The organism is Citrobacter freundii complex sp. CFNIH4, from assembly GCF_002934505.1.
Lineage (GTDB): Bacteria > Pseudomonadota > Gammaproteobacteria > Enterobacterales > Enterobacteriaceae > Citrobacter > Citrobacter freundii.
This window is the reverse complement of record NZ_CP026231.1, coordinates 2,626,959-2,643,173: the sequence shown is the minus strand read 5'-3', so window position 1 is coordinate 2,643,173 and position 16,215 is coordinate 2,626,959. Positions and strand designations below refer to the sequence as shown.

The 16,215-nt window shown below is 50.5% G+C and carries 16 protein-coding genes and 1 tRNA gene; 10 read left to right on the top strand and 7 right to left on the bottom strand.

Annotated elements, in window-relative coordinates; all coding sequences use genetic code 11:
• The first annotated feature begins 47 nt into the window (after positions 1 to 47).
• The 5 genes from C2U41_RS13620 to C2U41_RS13600 all read left to right on the top strand — a co-directional run bounded on the left by C2U41_RS13620 (position 48) and on the right by C2U41_RS13600 (position 5,690).
• The gene (locus C2U41_RS13620; protein WP_233901264.1) at positions 48 to 3,224 is read left to right on the top strand and encodes a host specificity protein J; all 3,177 of its coding nucleotides are present in this window, start codon (positions 48 to 50) and stop codon (positions 3,222 to 3,224) included.
• Positions 3,217 to 3,534: a hypothetical protein gene (locus C2U41_RS13615; RefSeq protein WP_103848671.1), complete on the top strand. Its 318-nt coding sequence runs from the start codon at positions 3,217 to 3,219 to the stop codon at positions 3,532 to 3,534. Before C2U41_RS13620 ends, C2U41_RS13615 begins: the two co-directional genes overlap by 8 nt.
• On the top strand, positions 3,535 to 4,209 hold the full coding sequence (locus C2U41_RS13610) for a hypothetical protein (protein ID WP_046155111.1): 675 nt from the start codon (positions 3,535 to 3,537) through the stop codon (positions 4,207 to 4,209). It abuts the gene before it with no gap.
• Between the two features lie 109 nt (positions 4,210 to 4,318).
• A complete protein-coding gene (gene cor / locus C2U41_RS29740) occupies positions 4,319 to 4,558 on the top strand; it encodes a phage exclusion lipoprotein Cor (protein WP_071681336.1) in 240 nt (79 codons plus the stop codon).
• A 58-nt stretch (positions 4,559 to 4,616) separates the two neighbouring features.
• The gene (locus C2U41_RS13600; RefSeq protein WP_103848670.1) at positions 4,617 to 5,690 is read left to right on the top strand and encodes a tail fiber domain-containing protein; all 1,074 of its coding nucleotides are present in this window, start codon (positions 4,617 to 4,619) and stop codon (positions 5,688 to 5,690) included.
• Between the two features lie 67 nt (positions 5,691 to 5,757).
• Here the strand turns inward: C2U41_RS13600 and C2U41_RS13595 are convergent, their stop codons facing one another.
• Positions 5,758 to 6,000, bottom strand: a complete 243-nt coding sequence (locus tag C2U41_RS13595; RefSeq protein WP_038642073.1) for a DinI family protein — start codon at positions 5,998 to 6,000, stop codon at positions 5,758 to 5,760.
• A 78-nt stretch (positions 6,001 to 6,078) separates the two neighbouring features.
• Here C2U41_RS13595 and C2U41_RS13590 point away from each other — a divergent pair, with 78 nt between their 5' ends.
• Positions 6,079 to 6,468 carry a HumD family translesion DNA polymerase gene (locus C2U41_RS13590; RefSeq protein WP_103848669.1) on the top strand — a complete coding sequence of 130 codons (390 nt, stop codon included), beginning with the start codon at positions 6,079 to 6,081 and terminating at the stop codon, positions 6,466 to 6,468.
• 42 nt (positions 6,469 to 6,510) lie between these two features.
• Here C2U41_RS13590 and C2U41_RS13585 read toward each other — a convergent pair whose 3' ends face one another.
• The 4 genes from C2U41_RS13585 to C2U41_RS13570 all read right to left on the bottom strand — a co-directional run bounded on the left by C2U41_RS13585 (position 6,511) and on the right by C2U41_RS13570 (position 10,040).
• Positions 6,511 to 7,632, bottom strand: a complete 1,122-nt coding sequence (locus C2U41_RS13585) for a hypothetical protein (protein WP_233901263.1) — start codon at positions 7,630 to 7,632, stop codon at positions 6,511 to 6,513.
• A gap of 237 nt (positions 7,633 to 7,869) precedes the next feature.
• Positions 7,870 to 7,946: transfer RNA gene (locus tag C2U41_RS13580), tRNA-Pro, on the bottom strand.
• A 74-nt stretch (positions 7,947 to 8,020) separates the two neighbouring features.
• Positions 8,021 to 9,781 (bottom strand): LPS biosynthesis-modulating metalloenzyme YejM, encoded by a 1,761-nt coding sequence (gene yejM, locus C2U41_RS13575; protein ID WP_016150675.1) that lies wholly within the window; start codon positions 9,779 to 9,781, stop codon positions 8,021 to 8,023.
• 31 nt (positions 9,782 to 9,812) lie between these two features.
• The gene (locus C2U41_RS13570; RefSeq protein WP_003027506.1) at positions 9,813 to 10,040 is read right to left on the bottom strand and encodes a YejL family protein; all 228 of its coding nucleotides are present in this window, start codon (positions 10,038 to 10,040) and stop codon (positions 9,813 to 9,815) included.
• A 134-nt stretch (positions 10,041 to 10,174) separates the two neighbouring features.
• Here C2U41_RS13570 and yejK point away from each other — a divergent pair, with 134 nt between their 5' ends.
• On the top strand, positions 10,175 to 11,182 hold the full coding sequence (gene yejK, locus C2U41_RS13565) for a nucleoid-associated protein YejK (RefSeq protein WP_003027504.1): 1,008 nt from the start codon (positions 10,175 to 10,177) through the stop codon (positions 11,180 to 11,182).
• 120 nt (positions 11,183 to 11,302) lie between these two features.
• Here yejK and rplY read toward each other — a convergent pair whose 3' ends face one another.
• Together rplY and C2U41_RS13555 are read right to left on the bottom strand one after the other, a co-directional pair.
• Positions 11,303 to 11,587, bottom strand: coding sequence for a 50S ribosomal protein L25 (gene rplY, locus C2U41_RS13560; RefSeq protein ID WP_003027502.1), 285 nt, complete (start codon positions 11,585 to 11,587; stop codon positions 11,303 to 11,305).
• A 124-nt stretch (positions 11,588 to 11,711) separates the two neighbouring features.
• On the bottom strand, positions 11,712 to 13,472 hold the full coding sequence (locus C2U41_RS13555; RefSeq protein ID WP_103848668.1) for a DEAD/DEAH box helicase: 1,761 nt from the start codon (positions 13,470 to 13,472) through the stop codon (positions 11,712 to 11,714).
• 150 nt (positions 13,473 to 13,622) lie between these two features.
• On the opposite strand from C2U41_RS13555, the gene rsuA reads away from it, so the two are divergent.
• From rsuA to C2U41_RS13535, 3 genes are all read left to right on the top strand, one after another.
• Entirely contained in the window at positions 13,623 to 14,330 is a 708-nt protein-coding gene (gene rsuA, locus C2U41_RS13550; protein ID WP_003027496.1) for a 16S rRNA pseudouridine(516) synthase RsuA, read from the top strand.
• A gap of 15 nt (positions 14,331 to 14,345) precedes the next feature.
• Entirely contained in the window at positions 14,346 to 15,536 is a 1,191-nt protein-coding gene (locus C2U41_RS13545) for a Bcr/CflA family multidrug efflux MFS transporter (RefSeq protein ID WP_103848667.1), read from the top strand.
• A gap of 333 nt (positions 15,537 to 15,869) precedes the next feature.
• Positions 15,870 to 16,214 (top strand): YejG family protein, encoded by a 345-nt coding sequence (locus C2U41_RS13535; protein ID WP_085951589.1) that lies wholly within the window; start codon positions 15,870 to 15,872, stop codon positions 16,212 to 16,214.
• The last annotated feature ends 1 nt before the right edge of the window (position 16,215 follow it).

The following is a 16,215-nucleotide window of genomic DNA, read 5'->3' as shown; positions in this document are numbered from 1 at the left end:
ATCTTCCTTTCAGGCTACCATATGGTGGCTTTTTTTATGGGCGCAATATGGCTACAACAACCCAGATTAAAGGCCGCAAGGGCGGCAGTTCCAGTTCAAGAACCCCTACCGAACAGCCTGATGATCTGCAATCTGTAGCGAAGGCCAAAATCCTCGTTGCACTTGGGGAAGGGGAATTTGCAGGTCAATTAACCGGAAAAAATATCTACCTGGACGGCACGGCGTTGGAAAACTCCGACGGCTCCCAAAACTTTAGCGGCGTCACGTGGGAGTTTCGCGCGGGAACGCAGGCACAAAATTACATTCAGGGTATTCCCGGTACCGAAAACGAAATCAGCGTAGGAACCGAGGTATCAAGCGCCACAGCCTGGACGCGCACGTTCACCAATACGCAGCTTTCAGCAGTTCGCCTGCGTCTGAAATGGCCATCGCTTTTCAAACAGGAGGACGACGGCGATCTGGTGGGTTACTCGGTCAATTATGCTATTGACCTGCAGACGGACGGCGGCGCATGGCAGACGGTACTCAATACCAGCGTAACCGGCAAAACGACGTCTGGTTATGAGCGCAGCCACCGTATTGATTTACCGCAGGCTGGCAGCACCTGGACAATCCGACTGCGTAAGATCACCACTGATGCAAACAGCGCGAAGATCGGCGACACGATGACGCTGCAGAGTTTTACCGAGGTGATTGATGCCAAGCTGCGCTACCCGAATACCGCGCTGCTGTACATCGAATTCGACTCGAGTCAGTTTAACGGTTCAATACCGCAGATCTCCTGTGAGCCTCGCGGGCGCGTGATCCGTGTTCCTGATAATTACGACCCTGAAACGAGGGCTTACAGCGGTACATGGCAGGGCGCGTTTAAGTGGGCCTGGACCGATAACCCGGCGTGGATATTTTACGATCTGGTGATTACCGATCGCTTTGGTCTGGGTAATCGTCTGACTGCAGCCAACATCGATAAATGGACGTTGTACCAGGTATCGCAGTATTGCGATCAGCCAGTACCGGATGGAAAAGGTGGAAGCGGGAAAGAACCACGCTATACCTGTAACGTGTACGTTCAGGAGAGGAATGACGCTTACACTGTGCTGCGTGACTTTGCGGCTATATTCCGGGGGATGACGTACTGGGGCGGTGATCAGATTGTTGCGCTTGCCGATATGCCGAGAGATGTGGATTACGCTTACACCCGCGCTAACGTTATCGACGGACGCTTTACCTATTCCAGCAGTACGACAAAAACGCGGTATACCACGGCGCTGGTTTCCTGGTCTGATCCGGGTAACGCCTATGCGGATGCGATGGAGCCAGTGTTCGAGCAGCCTCTGGTGGCCCGGTACGGATTTAATCAGCTGGAAATGACAGCCATCGGCTGTACCAGGCAATCAGAAGCGAACCGAAAGGGGCGCTGGGGTATTCTCACCAACAACAAGGATCGCGTTGTTTCGTTTGATGTTGGCCTGGACGGAAACATTCCGCAGCCGGGCTACATCATCGCCGTGTCAGACGAGCTTTTGTCCGGCAAAGTTATGGGCGGCCGCATCAGTGCTGTTAACGGTCGCGTGATTAAACTTGACCGCGTATCTGATGCAGCAGCAGGCGATCGCCTTATTCTCAATCTTCCCTCCGGTGCGTCGCAGAGCAGGACCATTCAGGCCGTGAACGGGGAATCAGTCACAGTCACCACTGCGTACAGTGAGACGCCGCAGGCCGAAGCTGTTTGGGTGGTTGAATCGGACGAGCTCTACGCGCAACAGTATCGTGTTGTCAGCGTCTCCGATAATGGAGATGACACTTTTTCGATTACCGGGGCATGGCACGATCCGGATAAATATGCCCGTATCGATACCGGGGCCATCATTGACCAGCGGCCAGTGAGCGTGATCCCGCCGGGTAACCAGTCGCCGCCAGCCAACATCGTGATCAGTTCGTTTTCAGTGGTTCAGCAGAATATCAGCGTCGAAACCATGCGGGTGAGCTGGGACCAGGCGCAGAACGCTATCGCCTATGAAGCGCAATGGCGCCGCAATGACGGGAACTGGGTTAACGTGCCGCGCAGCTCCACCACGTCATTTGATGTATCGGGTATTTATGCAGGACGCTACCTCGTGCGTGTGCGCGCTATTAATGCCTCTGAAATTTCCTCTGGCTGGGGCTACTCCGAAGAGAAAACGCTGACGGGCAAGGTGGGAAATCCGCCGAAACCTGTCGGCTTTGCGACAACGCCGATCAACTGGGGGATTCGCCTGAACTGGGGATTCCCGGCTAACACCGGGGACACGCTGAAAACGGAAATTCAGTACACCGCGAACAGTGATTTCTCGAATCCTCTCTTGCTGTCGGATGTGCCTTATCCGTCTGCCGAATACACCCAACTTGGTTTAAAAGCGGGGCAGGAATTCTGGTACCGCGCGCAACTGGTGGATAGAACGGGTAATGAATCCGGCTGGACCGACTGGGTTCGTGGTGAATCTAATGCGAATGCTGACGACTACCTGGGCGATATTGCAGATGACTTCCTGACGTCTGCTGACGGTGACCGCCTGACAAGCGACATTGATACTAACCTGGAGGCCGCATTGCAGAATGCGCTGGCCAACCATGGAACAGTTGAGCACCAGTGGGCGCAGTACGGCGAGGTGCGCGCGGATATTCTGGTGGTTAAAACGACCATTGCACAGGTCGATAAAGCCATGGCTGAAATGTCCACGCAGGTGCAGGCGCAGTTCAATGATGTGACTGCCGCGCTGGAAGATAAGCTCACCGCCGTGGTTGATGCGACCGGGGCATCTGCAATTTACACCCTTAAAACCGGAGTTCGAATAAACGGTGTGATGTATAACGCCGGGATGTCGATCGCGGTTCTGGCGGAAGCGGGTAAGCCGGTAGTCACCCGCGTCGGGTTTAACGCAAACCAGTTCGTCCTGATGAGTGGCAGCGGTGATACGCAATATTCACCCTTTGCTGTTGTTAATGGTCAGGTGTTTATCAGCGATGCGTTTATTCAGAATGGAAGTATAACAAGTGCCAAAATTGCTAACGCCGCAATCACCAATGCGAAAATATCAGGTTCGATCTGGTCGGAAGGTTACAAAGTCGCTAATCAAGGGGGCTGGTGCCTTTCTAAAGCTGACAACAACCTTTCTTTTACGGGGCCAGAAGGTCGTTTGCTTGTTCAGGTTGGTAAAATAACAGGAGTAGCTCCCAATGTCTGAGTATGGATTTGCCACATGGGATACCAGTGGAAAACCCAACAATTACGGCATTAAACCCGTAACCGTGGTTGGTATCATCGATCTTGCCCTGGGTCAAAAAACTGGAAGCTACCAGTTCAACCTCGAGCCCGGTTTAAAGGTCGGTTTTGCGGTTGGTACTCTGGAAGATAAAGGGACGATCAGTTACACAGACAAAAGAAGCATTATTGCATCTGGAAACACCATAACAATACAGCCTTCAGGTAGTGATGGGATTAATGATTACCCGGCAGTCAAAGTGCAGTTAATCGTTTTTGCGGAGACTGCGTAGATGGCTAAATATGGCGCATTAATTTCATTATCTAACGGAAACCCTTTTATTACGCCAGATTCCACACCAATGACGCTTTACCGAAAAGTAACTGTAAACTCAACTTTTGGGGGGGATTTTAACAGTGCTTCGGCGTCAGTGACTATCGACGGTCAGAAGGGAGGGATTGCATTTGCAAGAACCAGCGCCCCAGCGAAAATATCAGCTTCAAAAAGTGGTAACACGTTCAGTGTTGATGCGTCTAATTACAAAGGTTCGGCTTTCGTTCTGGAGGCCTATTTTTTTGCCATATATCCGCTTACGCTTCCGGCCTGGGGTGTGGCTATATGGGATGCCGAAGGGACACTGGTACTTACGAATGAGTCCCGGGTATTAAGCGACCTTACAACTATAGGTTCACCTGGCGCTGCAACGGGTGGGCTTAACATCGATACATACATGACAGGCAAATGGGCTGTAAATCCGATGGGGCTGGGGTCTGTTCTTCTGCATGCTGGTTCAGCACCTGGCGGACAACCAATAATCCAGCCTGTGGATGTGGGAACGGGGTGCTTCAATGAAGGTGCGGGAACAAGAATAAAAGGACTTTCATCAACAACAGCAAGTGGTTCTTCAGTCGGAACGACGAATAGCGGGATTGTGATAACGGCGATAAACACAGCCGCATATGATTAAACCGATCGATTTAAACGATCAATTTAAGAATATTGATCTATTAAAACTATTTTTATTATTCAACGCCATTGGTTATTTTTTTGTTTAAATAATTAACTCTGGTGTCGAAATGAAAAATATAATTATTCCCGTTATTGCCTGTCTGGTGCTTTCTGCATGTTCAGGACCTGTTCTGGAGAAACAGAAACCGGTTTGTCAGGCTGAGATAGTGGCTGGTGGACTGCCCCAGTCAGTGCAGATTTACGGTGTGCGAAAAGTTGCTAATCAGACTGAGTACAGGGCCGGTTATCCCTTTAACTGGCGATGGGTGAATAAAAATAACTTCACCAGTTCGAATTGCCCTCAATGAAACACCAAAAATAACCCGCTCCGGCGGGTTTTTTATTATCTGAATTCTGGAGGTATTCATGTCAGCAGGAACTTTAACCCTGACGCATAACTCTGATGCGGTCGCTGGTAGCGGGACCGCATTTACCACCGAGGTGGCGGCAGGCGATTTTATTGTTGTCACTGTCGGAGGCGTTCCCTATACGCTCCCGATTAAGTCCGTGGAAAGCGGTACAGCGTTGACGCTGGTCAGCGATTTCACCGGGCCAACACAATCTGGTGCGGCCTGGTCAGCTGTTCCTCGTGTGGCGCTGAACATGGTCACCGCGGCGCTGGTGGCTCAGAGCACAGAAGCGCTTCGAGGCCTGAACTACGATAAACAGAACTGGCAGCAGTTCTTCACCGCTACCGGCGATGTAACCATCACGCTTCCAGACAACAGCCAGATGACAGGGCCATCAGCGAAAAAATTAATCAATAGTGTGGGTGACAAAGCTGATAAAACAGATCTGAATAAAAAGGCAGACTCACATTTTCCGAGTTTTACCGGGATAATGAATTTTGATGGAGGTGCCGCATCAATATACCAGTCATCATATGTGATGATTATGAGGACTGCCGGCGTTGATCGCTTGCAGCTGAGCTCGAATGGAATTTATTTAGTCAGCGTCATGGATGCGGCGGGGGGGTATCGTTCACGTCAGGGGCAAAGTGGGGCGACAACATCAAACGTCTGGAATTTTCACTGGAACGGCTCACTCAATGCATGGGTTGATTCGTCTAACGTCGGTCAGGTGTCACTTGTCAATACATCAGATAAATTTCTGAAGAAAGACATAATTTATCAGTCAGATGAATCGCCAATATTTTACAACCAATGCCTTGATGAGGTATTGCGCTGGAAACCTGCATTATTCAAATATAAAGAGCGCGGGGTTATTCCGGAATCTGATGAGAAGCTCGGGTTTATTGCAAACGACCTTGTTGAAGTATCACCCGAGTGTGTTACCGGAGATGGTTTGAAAGAAGACTTTGATCCACTCAACCCAGTCGGGGCGTATAGTCTGAACGAAGTCGCAATGCTTGCAAAACTGACCGGAGCAATTCAGGCATTGCAGAAACAGATTACTGAACTTCAGGGCAGTAGTGTGTGATGTCTTTCTTGTTATATGAATTGCCGCAGTCACGTCGTATACAGAACGGACTGCGGCAGACCGTCACTTAATCTGAAACCAGCCACATATCAGCCTCTTCAAACATTTCCTGCACCGTTCGGCTTATCTGTTCTTTCTCATGCTTGCTGGCGTCAGTGTTGATCGCCGGCAGTGTCATCATCGGTTTAACCCGGACATCAGCATCCGGGAAAATCCGGTGAACTCTCTTACTCAGTTCGCCGAGAATGATGTCTTTTGCACCGGGCAGACCATCAAAATTCCTTTTGTCATAAACGAGTTCCACGAACATTGCTTATCGCCTCTTTACTGGATGGATATACAGTATTTATACTGTGTTTTTATCCGGTATTCAAGAGAGGGTATAAACATGGGCTTTCCTTCACCTGCTGCAGATTATGTTGAAACACGAATCTCCCTCGATCAGCAGCTAATCAGACAGCCAGCAGCGACTTATTTCATGCGGGCATCGCGTTCACATTTCAGGGAAGGAATACTCCAGGGGGCGCTGCTTGTTGTTGATGCGTCACTATCTCCCTGTGATGGCTCGCTTCTGATATGCGCGATAGACGGGGAATTCAGGATAAAGCGATATCGGACTCATCCTCAGCCCCACCTGGTTAATCTGGAGAACGGGAGAAGGGAGGCGCTGCCAGCAGATGATGAAGGTTACAGCTCTGCACCCGCTATATTCGGGGTGATCACGTACATCATTAATGATGCTAGGAACGCGGAGTTTGATGATTGCCCGGTGATTTAAACGAGGAGGGGCCACGAATCGTTAGATGGGTGGCCCATGTGTTTATTTTTTAGTTATTTTTACTTCATCTACTTCTGACTCAATATCTCCCTTAATAGCTACAGGAGAGTAGTTTGTGTCATTCATTACTTCGGAAGGTTGAATTATGTTAATTAATTGACCGGCTGATACGTGCCCATTTTCAGTTACTTCTAGATAAGAAATTTCCAGCGGAGATTCAGTAGCTACCGCGTTAGATAAGACTAAAAGCTCATCAGTAGAAGTGATCTCAGCAGATGTTTTGATTGTAAAACCTTCGCTATTCGAAGCTCGGATTACAGAGATGCTGATATCTTGATTTGTTGCACCAGTGCGAGTGATGCCGCGGATGTAGAACTCATCCTGGCGGGTGTCCTTTTTGCGGTCAACTGACTGTCGTTGATTATAAGTGTTAAGCTGTTGTCGGTTAATGACTTGTTCACCAAGTTTGACCGTCGATACCTTTGGGTCTTGAGCAATGCTTTTTAGAAACTTGCTACGTCCGTCTTCACCGTGAGCCAGAACTTCACGACTGACAGTCGTTTGACCAGTTTTTAAAAGCTCTAAGGTAGCATTTTGCGATTGAAGAACGGCATTAGTAGATTCTTTTACGAGCAAAATTTGATCAGACGATGATTGGCGTTGGGTTTCCCAATACTCATCAGCAACCTTCCAGCCAACTGTGCCGGCGGCAATAACAATAGCAACCAGCGCACAAAGCGCTTGTCTACCATTCATTTTACCGATCGCTTCTTTGATCACCGATACTGCTCCGTTCACTATTGCATCAGAATCACCATCAGCTTGGCTCGAACCCTCACTGATATGATAAACGATATCAAGCAAATGTTTATCTGAGTTAGTTAGTTTTTGCCTGTTGTGAGTGTCATGCCTGATGACAGTAAATGCTTTTTGGATCTCGTTGGTTAGTTCTGCCATCCCGAATAGCATGGAGGCTGTTAACGATGAGCTGTATCTTTTTTTATCACCTTTGACATTGATACTAATCGTTGGCCAACCTTTAAACTCTAAGTCCGGAAAACAGAACTCATCCGAGTCTAGATCCTTACGCCCCATCATTTTAGCGATGAAGGCTTCAAATTCACTTTCGTTTGTTATTAAAAATTTCTCAACTACGGCAGTCATGCAACCCTCTTAAAAACTCAGAAGAAACCCCAGATCAGAAGGGGATTAAAGAGGTAATCATATCTGCCCCGTATAAATTATTATATATGTTAATATTCTCAGGTGTTTGCAGGGTAAGTATAGGTAAGTATTGATTTTTAAAACGTGAGTAATTCCCCAGTTATTCCCCATTGCTTCCCCGTTCAGAAAACAGGCATAAAAAAACCAGCCGTAACAGGCTTGTTTTTAAGGGATTTTTGGTCGGCACGAGAGGATTTGAACCTCCGACCCCCGACACCCCATGACGGTGCGCTACCAGGCTGCGCTACGTGCCGACGCTATGGCTGCTAATACTACTGCTTTCCGCTACGAATGCAAGAGCATGTCTCGCTAACTGATTTATAATTAATCAGTTAGCAATAAATCGCTTCTCATCCGTCAGAACCTGTAACAGCAGACTTAGCTGCGGTTTCTGATCTTTTATTTTCTCGCCGCGCAAATTATAGGTCTGATAATTACCGTTGTTGTTCAGCACCAGCGTCATCTCGGGTGTGGTAACGGCCATCGTGCTGCCGTCAGCGGCAGTAACCCAGTAATGGCGGCGGGTTGCATTGAACAGATCCTGCCCCTGTGAGTATTCGTTAGCAGGTGTACTGACGTGCAGTAGGCGCTGCATCAGCGTTGTCATCAGGTCCGTATGATCGGTCAGACTATTGATGCGCTGTGCTGGCGTTCCCGGCCAGTGAATAACCAGAGGAACCTGCAGATGGCCTCGCGACCAGGCAAAGCTGTTCTCTTCCTGCGTCAGCGGCACGCCCCGACCAGCGGTAATAATCACCACCGTATTGTTCAGTTTGCCGGAGTCGCGCAGGGCGCTCAGAATGCGGTTAATGTTGGCATCCACATCCTGAGCGGCGCTGGCATAGCGTTTGGCAAAATTCTTCTGGTTACTCTCATCAAGGTTGGTCCCGTTAAAGGAGACCCACGAGAACCAGCGGTTATCTTCCTGCGCGTAGCGTCCCAGCCAGTTAATCCACTGGCTTGCGGTTTGGTCGTCAGATTGCGTCTGCACGCTTGGCATGGAGAAATCTGACAGCAGCGCCTGGCGATAAAGCGGGCTGGTAAAGCCATCCGAGGAGAATAGCCCTAACTGATAGCCCTGCTGGTTCAGCGCGGAAATCAACGCCGCAGGCGTTCGGGTCGATAAAATCCCATCCATGTAGCTTGGTGAGACGCCGTAAAACAGGCCAAAAATCCCGTTATCCGTGGTGTTGCCAGTGCTCATGTGACGCGTAAAGGAGATATTCTGCCCGGCGAATTCAGCCAGCGCAGGCATCTGCTTTTCAAAGCGTGAATAGTTCAGGCCGTCGACTGTGATCAGCAGGACGTTCTGGCCGGTGCCCATATCGCGATAGCGCAGTTCGCTCAGCGGGTACTGCACGGAAACTGCTTCCGGATTCCCCTGCTCGATCAGGCGACGCTGATACTCTTGCGCATCCAGCAGACCATGTTTTTCCAGGAACTTACGCGCCGTCATCGGGTAGGAGAGCGGCAGATTCGCGCGCTGCATGGTAATCGGGCGATAGAAATTGGCATCCGCCCAGATATACACCACGTGCGAGGCGATAAAGCAAATGAAGAAGAATGCGGCTAACGGTTTGGCGAAGTGGCGACGACGCGTCAGGCTACGCAGCTTTTGCCAACTCCAGGTCGCAAACAGCATTTCAATTAACAGAATCACTGGCACGCTGATAAACATCAGTTGCCAGTCACGCGCCGCTTCATTCTGGTCAGGGTTGATGACCAGTTCCCAGACGATCGGGTTGAGGTGCAAATGAAAGCGGGTGAAAACTTCGCTGTCGATTAGCAACAGCGTCATGCCCACCGTCGCCAGAATAGCTGATAAGAATCGCATCAGCCTCTGGGACATGACGATAAACGTCAGGGGAAACAGGATTAGCAGATAGGTGGCAAACACCAGAAAACTAAAATGTCCGACCAGGCTTACATAGGAATAAATACGACCTGCAAGCGTTGTCGGCCAGTCGGCGACAAACAGGTAACGGCTACCGAGTACCACGGCCAACAGAATGTTGAACAAGGCAAACCAGTGCCCCCAGCTAACCATCTGGGAGACTTTCTCACGGTAGCGCTGACGATGAGTTACCATAAACTGTTGTTCGTTTCCCCGGAGCAGGCTCTTAATGCGCTTGGTCGTCGTTTACCGAAGACTGTAATGCGCGGGCAAAAGAGTTGGCAATCGCCTGGCGCTGGGCCGGTGCGATGCTTGTATTGATAAGGTTAGTCACCATATTTCCCAGTACCATCAGGGAAAGGTCGGTCGGCGCCTTATGTTTTTCCAGTACGTTGAGCATCTCATTCAGCAGTTGTTCAACGTGTTCGTCACTATAGCGGGAAATTTGTGGCATAAATCGAAATCAGTCTGTTCATGAAAGGGCAACATATTACCGTACAGACAGTTTTTTTTCTGCTTTTTTATCTTCTATTGCGTCACTGCCCGGCAGGTGGTTGAATACCGCCCGGTCTAAAAGGAGAGTTTATCATGAGTCTGGATATCAACCAGATTGCCCTGCACCAGCTTATCAAACGTGACGAGCAGAACCTTGAGCTGGTCTTGCGCGATTCATTACTGGAACCGACAGCGACGGTTGTCGATATGATGGCTGAGCTGCATCGGGTATATAGCGCCAAGAATAAAGCTTATGGCCTGTTTAGCGAAGAGAGTGAACTGGCACAAACGCTGCGTTTACAGCGTCAGGGCGAAGAGGATTTTCTGGCATTTAGTCGTGCCGCGACCGGACGCTTGCGGGACGAGCTGGCGAAATATCCTTTTGCCGACGGCGGCATTGTCCTGTTCTGCCATTACCGCTATCTGGCGGTAGAGTATCTATTGGTCGCCGTGCTGAACAATTTAAGCAGCATGCGCGTCAATGAAAATCTGGATATCAATCCGACGCACTATCTGGACATCAATCATGCGGATATTGTGGCGCGTATTGATTTAACCGAATGGGAAACCAATCCGGAGTCCACGCGCTATCTGACGTTCCTGAAAGGGCGGGTAGGGCGCAAAGTCGCCGATTTCTTTATGGATTTCCTCGGTGCCAGCGAAGGTCTGAACGCCAAAGCGCAAAACCGTGGCCTGCTGCAGGCGGTCGATGACTTTACTGCCGAGGCGCAGCTCGATAAAGCTGAACGCCAGAACGTGCGTCAGCAGGTGTACAGCTACTGCAACGAACAGCTACAAGCCGGTGAAGAGATCGAGCTGGAGTCGCTGTCCAAAGAGCTTTCCGGCGTCAGTGAAGTTAGCTTCAGCGAATTTACCGCTGATAAAGGCTACGAGCTGGAAGAGAGTTTCCCGGCGGATCGCAGTACGCTGCGTCAGTTAACCAAATTTGCCGGAAGCGGCGGTGGGTTAACCATCAACTTCGACGCCATGCTACTGGGTGAACGTATTTTCTGGGATCCGGCTACAGATACTTTGACCATCAAAGGTACGCCGCCGAACCTGCGCGACCAGCTGCAGCGTCGCACGTCGGGCGGGAAATAAAACCGTTTGCCGGGTGAGAGCGTAAACGCCTTATCCGGTCGACGAGAACCATCAGTATCGATTACAAAATCCCATAAAAAAACCCCGCCTTGGCGGGGTTTTTCTTCAACTTGTTTGCGATTACGCGCGAACGAAGTCGATGTGAGACAGCTTCGGCTTGAACGGGTGACGCTGTACAGCCTGAGCTTTAACTTTAACTTCTTTACCGTCAACAACGATGGTCAGAACTTCGCTGTAGAATTCAGCTTTAGCTTGCATGTTCATAACTGCATCGTGATCCAGTTCGATAGCAATCGGGGCTTCTGCGCCACCGTAGATGATTGCCGGGAACTTGTTAGCGGCACGCAGGCGGCGGCTCGCACCCTTACCCTGCTCTTTACGTACTTCAGCGTTGATAGTAAACATTTAAATCTCTCTTTAATAATTCCTGCTACAGGCGACCCAGCAACAGGTAAGTGATCTGCTTTGCGTATGCAAAAGCGGGCGAGATTCTATACTCAAACGGCTGGTACATCAATCAAAAGTACGATTAACCGCGTAATTCATGTGCCCGACGAAAGCGTCCTTCATAATCGAAGACCTTTTCACGGACCTGCCAGTACTGACCTTTCATGCGCGCGACCACGAAATCAGGATGACGTAACAGCGCCTGCTGGGCGAGGATATCGGCGGCGGTTATCCAGCGTAAGGGAATGCCGGGCGTTCGGGTGTGCGGGCGAATAAACAGTTGCTCGAAGGCCGTTTGCTGCGCGGGAGTATGCAGGCGAAAGCGTTCGCTGACGTCGGCGCCATCTTCATCGTAATAGGTAATTTTCAGCCATTCGCCTTTTTCATCCTGCCCATTTTGTAGCGCCATCCCGCTGCAGCGCAGAACCAGCGCATCTTTAAGCCTGAGCGCGGCTTTCAGCATGTCATCCGGGTCAACCAGTACTGCGTCGCACTCCCTACAACGGCGGGCGGCGATGTCATTTTCCGCGTTGCACTGCGGGCAGTTTTTAAAACGAAAACGAAAATCGCACTGTTCGCGATGGCCGTCATCATCTTCAAACCATCCCTGACAGCGGCGGCCAAAGTGCTCAATCAGCGTGCCGTCGGCCGTTGTTTTGCCCCAGAAGGTGTTGGCAAAGCCGCAGGCTGGGCAGAACACCTGTACCGGAACGTTGTCGCTTTTCCCTTTCGGTGCGCCGACTTCTGGCGCGTACAGGTCGTGCGGATTGCCAGCGTAATCGAGGATCAGACAGTCGGTTTTACCCGGCGCCAGGCGCAGCCCACGACCGACAATTTGTTGGTAAAGGCTAACTGACTCGGTCGGGCGCAGAATGGCGATAAGGTCGACGTGCGGGGCATCGAAGCCAGTGGTCAGGACCGACACATTCACCAGATAGCGAAAACGTTGGGCTTTGAACTCTTCAATCAGCACGTCGCGTTCGGCGCCAGGCGTGTCTCCGGTGATAAGTGCGGCGTCGTCAGCAGGCAGCAGACCCAGAATTTCTTTGGCGTGTTCAACTGTGGCGGCGAAAATCATCACCCCTTTACGCGTCTGGGCAAACTCGACAATCTGGCTGATGATATGCGGCGTTATTCGCTGCTGCTTTTTCAGTTCCTGATTCAGGTCCGCTTCGCTAAACAGGCCGTTACTTTGCGCCTGCAGGCGGCTGAAGTCATATTGCACTACCGGCATGTCGAGGCGTTCTGGCGGTGTCAGGTAGCCGTGTTTAATCATGTAGCGCAGCGGTAATTCATAAATGCAGTCGCGAAACAGTGCTTTTTCATCGCCGCGCACCATTCCGTGATAATGAAAATGATAAATCCAGCCTTTGCCCAAACGAAAAGGTGTGGCGGTAAGTCCGAGCAGGCGTAAGTGAGGATTTACTTTGGTCAGGTGAGTGAGGATTTGCTGATACTGACTCTCTTCATCATCGCCAATGCGATGGCATTCATCGACGATAAGCAGGGAGAATTCTCCCTGAAAGGCGTCCAGATTACGCGCTACCGACTGTACGCTGCCAAATACCACTTTCCCGTGGCTCTCTTTACGCTTCAGGCCTGCGGCAAAAATATCGGCTTCCAGCCCCAGCGCACAATATTTCGCATGGTTTTGTGCGACCAGTTCTTTGACGTGCGCCAGTACCAGTACGCGACCACGCGCCACGCGGGCCAGCTCGGCAATCACCAGACTTTTGCCCGCGCCGGTTGGCAGGACGATAACCGCCGGGGTGCGGTGGTGGCGAAAATGGTTGAGCGTGGCGTCCACGGCTTCTTTTTGGTACGGGCGAAGAGTAAAAATCATGGGCTCACTATAATAAACAATAACAAGGAGTAGTATGCCATGAATCATTTCTCTTGAGGGATGGTGTAACGCCGCTATACTGGGCGGATAACGGTCCCACTTTTCGGGCGTAAACCCGATTCTCGTATTTTTACAGGCAAAATCACACACATGCGACTTGATAAATTTATCGCTCAGCAACTCGGCGTCAGCCGCGCTATTGCCGGGCGTGAGATCCGTGCTAACCGCGTTACCGTCGACGGTGAAATCGTCAGAAATAGCGCTTTTAAGCTGCTGCCAGAACACGACGTAGAATATGACGGTAATTCCCTGGTTCAACAAAATGGCCCGCGCTATTTTATGCTGAATAAGCCTCAGGGTTATGTTTGCTCAACGGATGATCCCGATCACCCGACGGTGCTCTATTTCCTTGATGAACCGGTTGCCTACAAACTGCATGCGGCAGGGCGTCTGGATATCGACACCACTGGACTGGTGCTGATGACCGATGACGGACAGTGGTCGCATCGCATCACCTCTCCTCGTCACCATTGTGAGAAAACCTATCTGGTGACGCTGGAGTCGCCAGTGGCAGATGATACCGCCGAACAGTTTGCCCATGGCGTACAGTTGCACAATGAGAAAGACCTGACCAAACCGGCCGTGCTGGAAGTGATTACGCCAACTCAGGTGCGCTTGACCATCAGCGAAGGGCGCTATCATCAGGTTAAACGTATGTTTGCCGCAGTGGGTAACCACGTTGTGGAACTGCACCGTGAACGGATTGGTGACATCAGGCTTGATGAGGATCTGGCGCCAGGTGAATACCGTCCTTTGACTGAAGAAGAAATCGCCAGCGTTAACTTAACCCCGCGTTAATTTCAGGAGCTAAATGTGACCACCCGGCAGAACTCGTCAATTGCCATTGTCTTTATCCTTGGCTTGTTAGCCATGTTGATGCCGTTGTCGATTGATATGTATCTTCCGGCGCTGCCTGTTATCTCTGAACAGTTTGGTGTGCCAGCAGGTAGCGCGCAGATGACCCTCAGTACCTATATTCTGGGGTTCGCAGTGGGGCAACTGTTCTATGGGCCAATGGCAGACAGCCTTGGACGCAAGCCAGTGATCCTGGGCGGGACGCTGGTGTTTGCGGCGGCGGCTGTGGCCTGCGCACTGGCGCAAACCATCGATCAACTGATCGTGATGCGTTTCTTCCACGGCCTGGCTGCTGCTGCAGCGAGCGTGGTTATCAACGCCCTGATGCGTGATATCTATCCGAAAGAAGAGTTTTCGCGCATGATGTCATTCGTCATGCTGGTCACGACAATTGCGCCATTAATGGCACCGATTATCGGTGGCTGGGTGCTGGTATGGCTGAGCTGGCACTATATCTTTTGGATCCTCGCCATGGCGGCTATTCTGGCGTCGGTGATGATCCTTACACTGATCAAAGAGACTCTGCCGGTAGAGCGTCGCCAGCCGTTTCGCCTGCGTACTACTATTGGCAACTTTGCCTCGCTGTTTCGTCATAAACGTGTGCTGAGCTATATGCTGGCCAGCGGATTCAGTTTTGCCGGGATGTTCTCGTTTCTGAGCGCCGGACCCTTTGTCTACATTGAGATCAACCACGTTTCACCGCAACATTTCGGTTATTACTTCGCACTGAACATCGTATTCCTGTTCGTGATGACTATCATCAACAGCCGCTTTGTGCGTCGGGTTGGGGCATTGAATATGTTCCGTACCGGCCTGTGGATCCAGTTCGTGATGGCTGGCTGGATGGTCTTTAGCACACTGTTTGGGGTAGGGTTCTGGGCCCTGGTTGTGGGCGTTGCGGCGTTTGTTGGCTGTGTGTCGATGGTGTCATCTAACGCCATGGCGGTTATTCTGGATGAATTTCCACATATGGCAGGAACGGCGTCATCGCTGGCAGGGACATTCCGCTTCGGCATTGGCGCCATCGTTGGGGCGCTGTTGTCTCTGGCGACCTTTAACTCGGCCTGGCCAATGATATGGTCGATCGCATTTTGCGCTACCTGTTCAATTCTCTTCTGTCTTTACGCCAGTCGCGCCCAAAAACGGTGATCTATTACACATCCTGGGGGCCTTAAGGCCTCAAGAGTTGATATACATCAACCGCAAATCTATCATTTCCCCTGGTTATGTTTATTTTATGTAAAATCAATTTATGTAAAAAGTCACATCATTGTAGTTAAAAAGGTTGAGTTAGATCGCAGAAACGAGTACATATAGCCCGGAAATATGCCAGAACCATTGAATAATTTTAATTACCTGGTTCGGAAAGCGGCATAAAGACAGGGTGTAAACGTTTACCAACTGTCTGAAGACGTATTGTCAATGATGTGTTAATATTGATGTAAAATAATTGTGAAGTGATTGTGCTTCCAGGGAAAGAAAGTGATGACATTACAACTCTCAATCGTTCATCGTCTGCCGCAGAGCTATCGTTGGTCGGTGGGTTTCGCAGGTTCAAAGGTTGAACCGATTCCGCAAAATGGTCAGAGCAATGAGAACAGCCTGGTGGCGCTCAAATTGCTCAGCCCTGATGGTGACAGCGCATGGTCAGTCATGCATAAGCTCAGCCAGGCCCTCAGCGACATTGAGGTTCCTTGTTCCGTACTGGAATGCGAAGGGGAGCCGTGCCTGTTTGTGAATCGCCAGGATGAATTTGCCGCGACCTGCAGACTGAAAAACTTCGGCGTGGCCATCGCAGAGCCGTTTTCAAATAACAATCCGTTTTGAG

Bases quoted from the DNA above. Each gene is read 5' to 3' on its own strand.
- C2U41_RS13620 (WP_233901264.1), top strand. From the start codon at position 48: ATGGCTACAACAACCCAGATTAAAGGCCGCAAGGGCGGCAGTTCCAGT.
- C2U41_RS13615 (WP_103848671.1), top strand. From the start codon at position 3,217: ATGTCTGAGTATGGATTTGCCACATGGGATACCAGTGGAAAACCCAAC.
- C2U41_RS13610 (WP_046155111.1), top strand. From the start codon at position 3,535: ATGGCTAAATATGGCGCATTAATTTCATTATCTAACGGAAACCCTTTT.
- cor (WP_071681336.1), top strand. From the start codon at position 4,319: ATGAAAAATATAATTATTCCCGTTATTGCCTGTCTGGTGCTTTCTGCA.
- C2U41_RS13600 (WP_103848670.1), top strand. From the start codon at position 4,617: ATGTCAGCAGGAACTTTAACCCTGACGCATAACTCTGATGCGGTCGCT.
- C2U41_RS13595 (WP_038642073.1), bottom strand. From the start codon at position 6,000: ATGTTCGTGGAACTCGTTTATGACAAAAGGAATTTTGATGGTCTGCCC.
- C2U41_RS13590 (WP_103848669.1), top strand. From the start codon at position 6,079: ATGGGCTTTCCTTCACCTGCTGCAGATTATGTTGAAACACGAATCTCC.
- C2U41_RS13585 (WP_233901263.1), bottom strand. From the start codon at position 7,632: ATGACTGCCGTAGTTGAGAAATTTTTAATAACAAACGAAAGTGAATTT.
- yejM (WP_016150675.1), bottom strand. From the start codon at position 9,781: ATGGTAACTCATCGTCAGCGCTACCGTGAGAAAGTCTCCCAGATGGTT.
- C2U41_RS13570 (WP_003027506.1), bottom strand. From the start codon at position 10,040: ATGCCACAAATTTCCCGCTATAGTGACGAACACGTTGAACAACTGCTG.
- yejK (WP_003027504.1), top strand. From the start codon at position 10,175: ATGAGTCTGGATATCAACCAGATTGCCCTGCACCAGCTTATCAAACGT.
- rplY (WP_003027502.1), bottom strand. From the start codon at position 11,587: ATGTTTACTATCAACGCTGAAGTACGTAAAGAGCAGGGTAAGGGTGCG.
- C2U41_RS13555 (WP_103848668.1), bottom strand. From the start codon at position 13,472: ATGATTTTTACTCTTCGCCCGTACCAAAAAGAAGCCGTGGACGCCACG.
- rsuA (WP_003027496.1), top strand. From the start codon at position 13,623: ATGCGACTTGATAAATTTATCGCTCAGCAACTCGGCGTCAGCCGCGCT.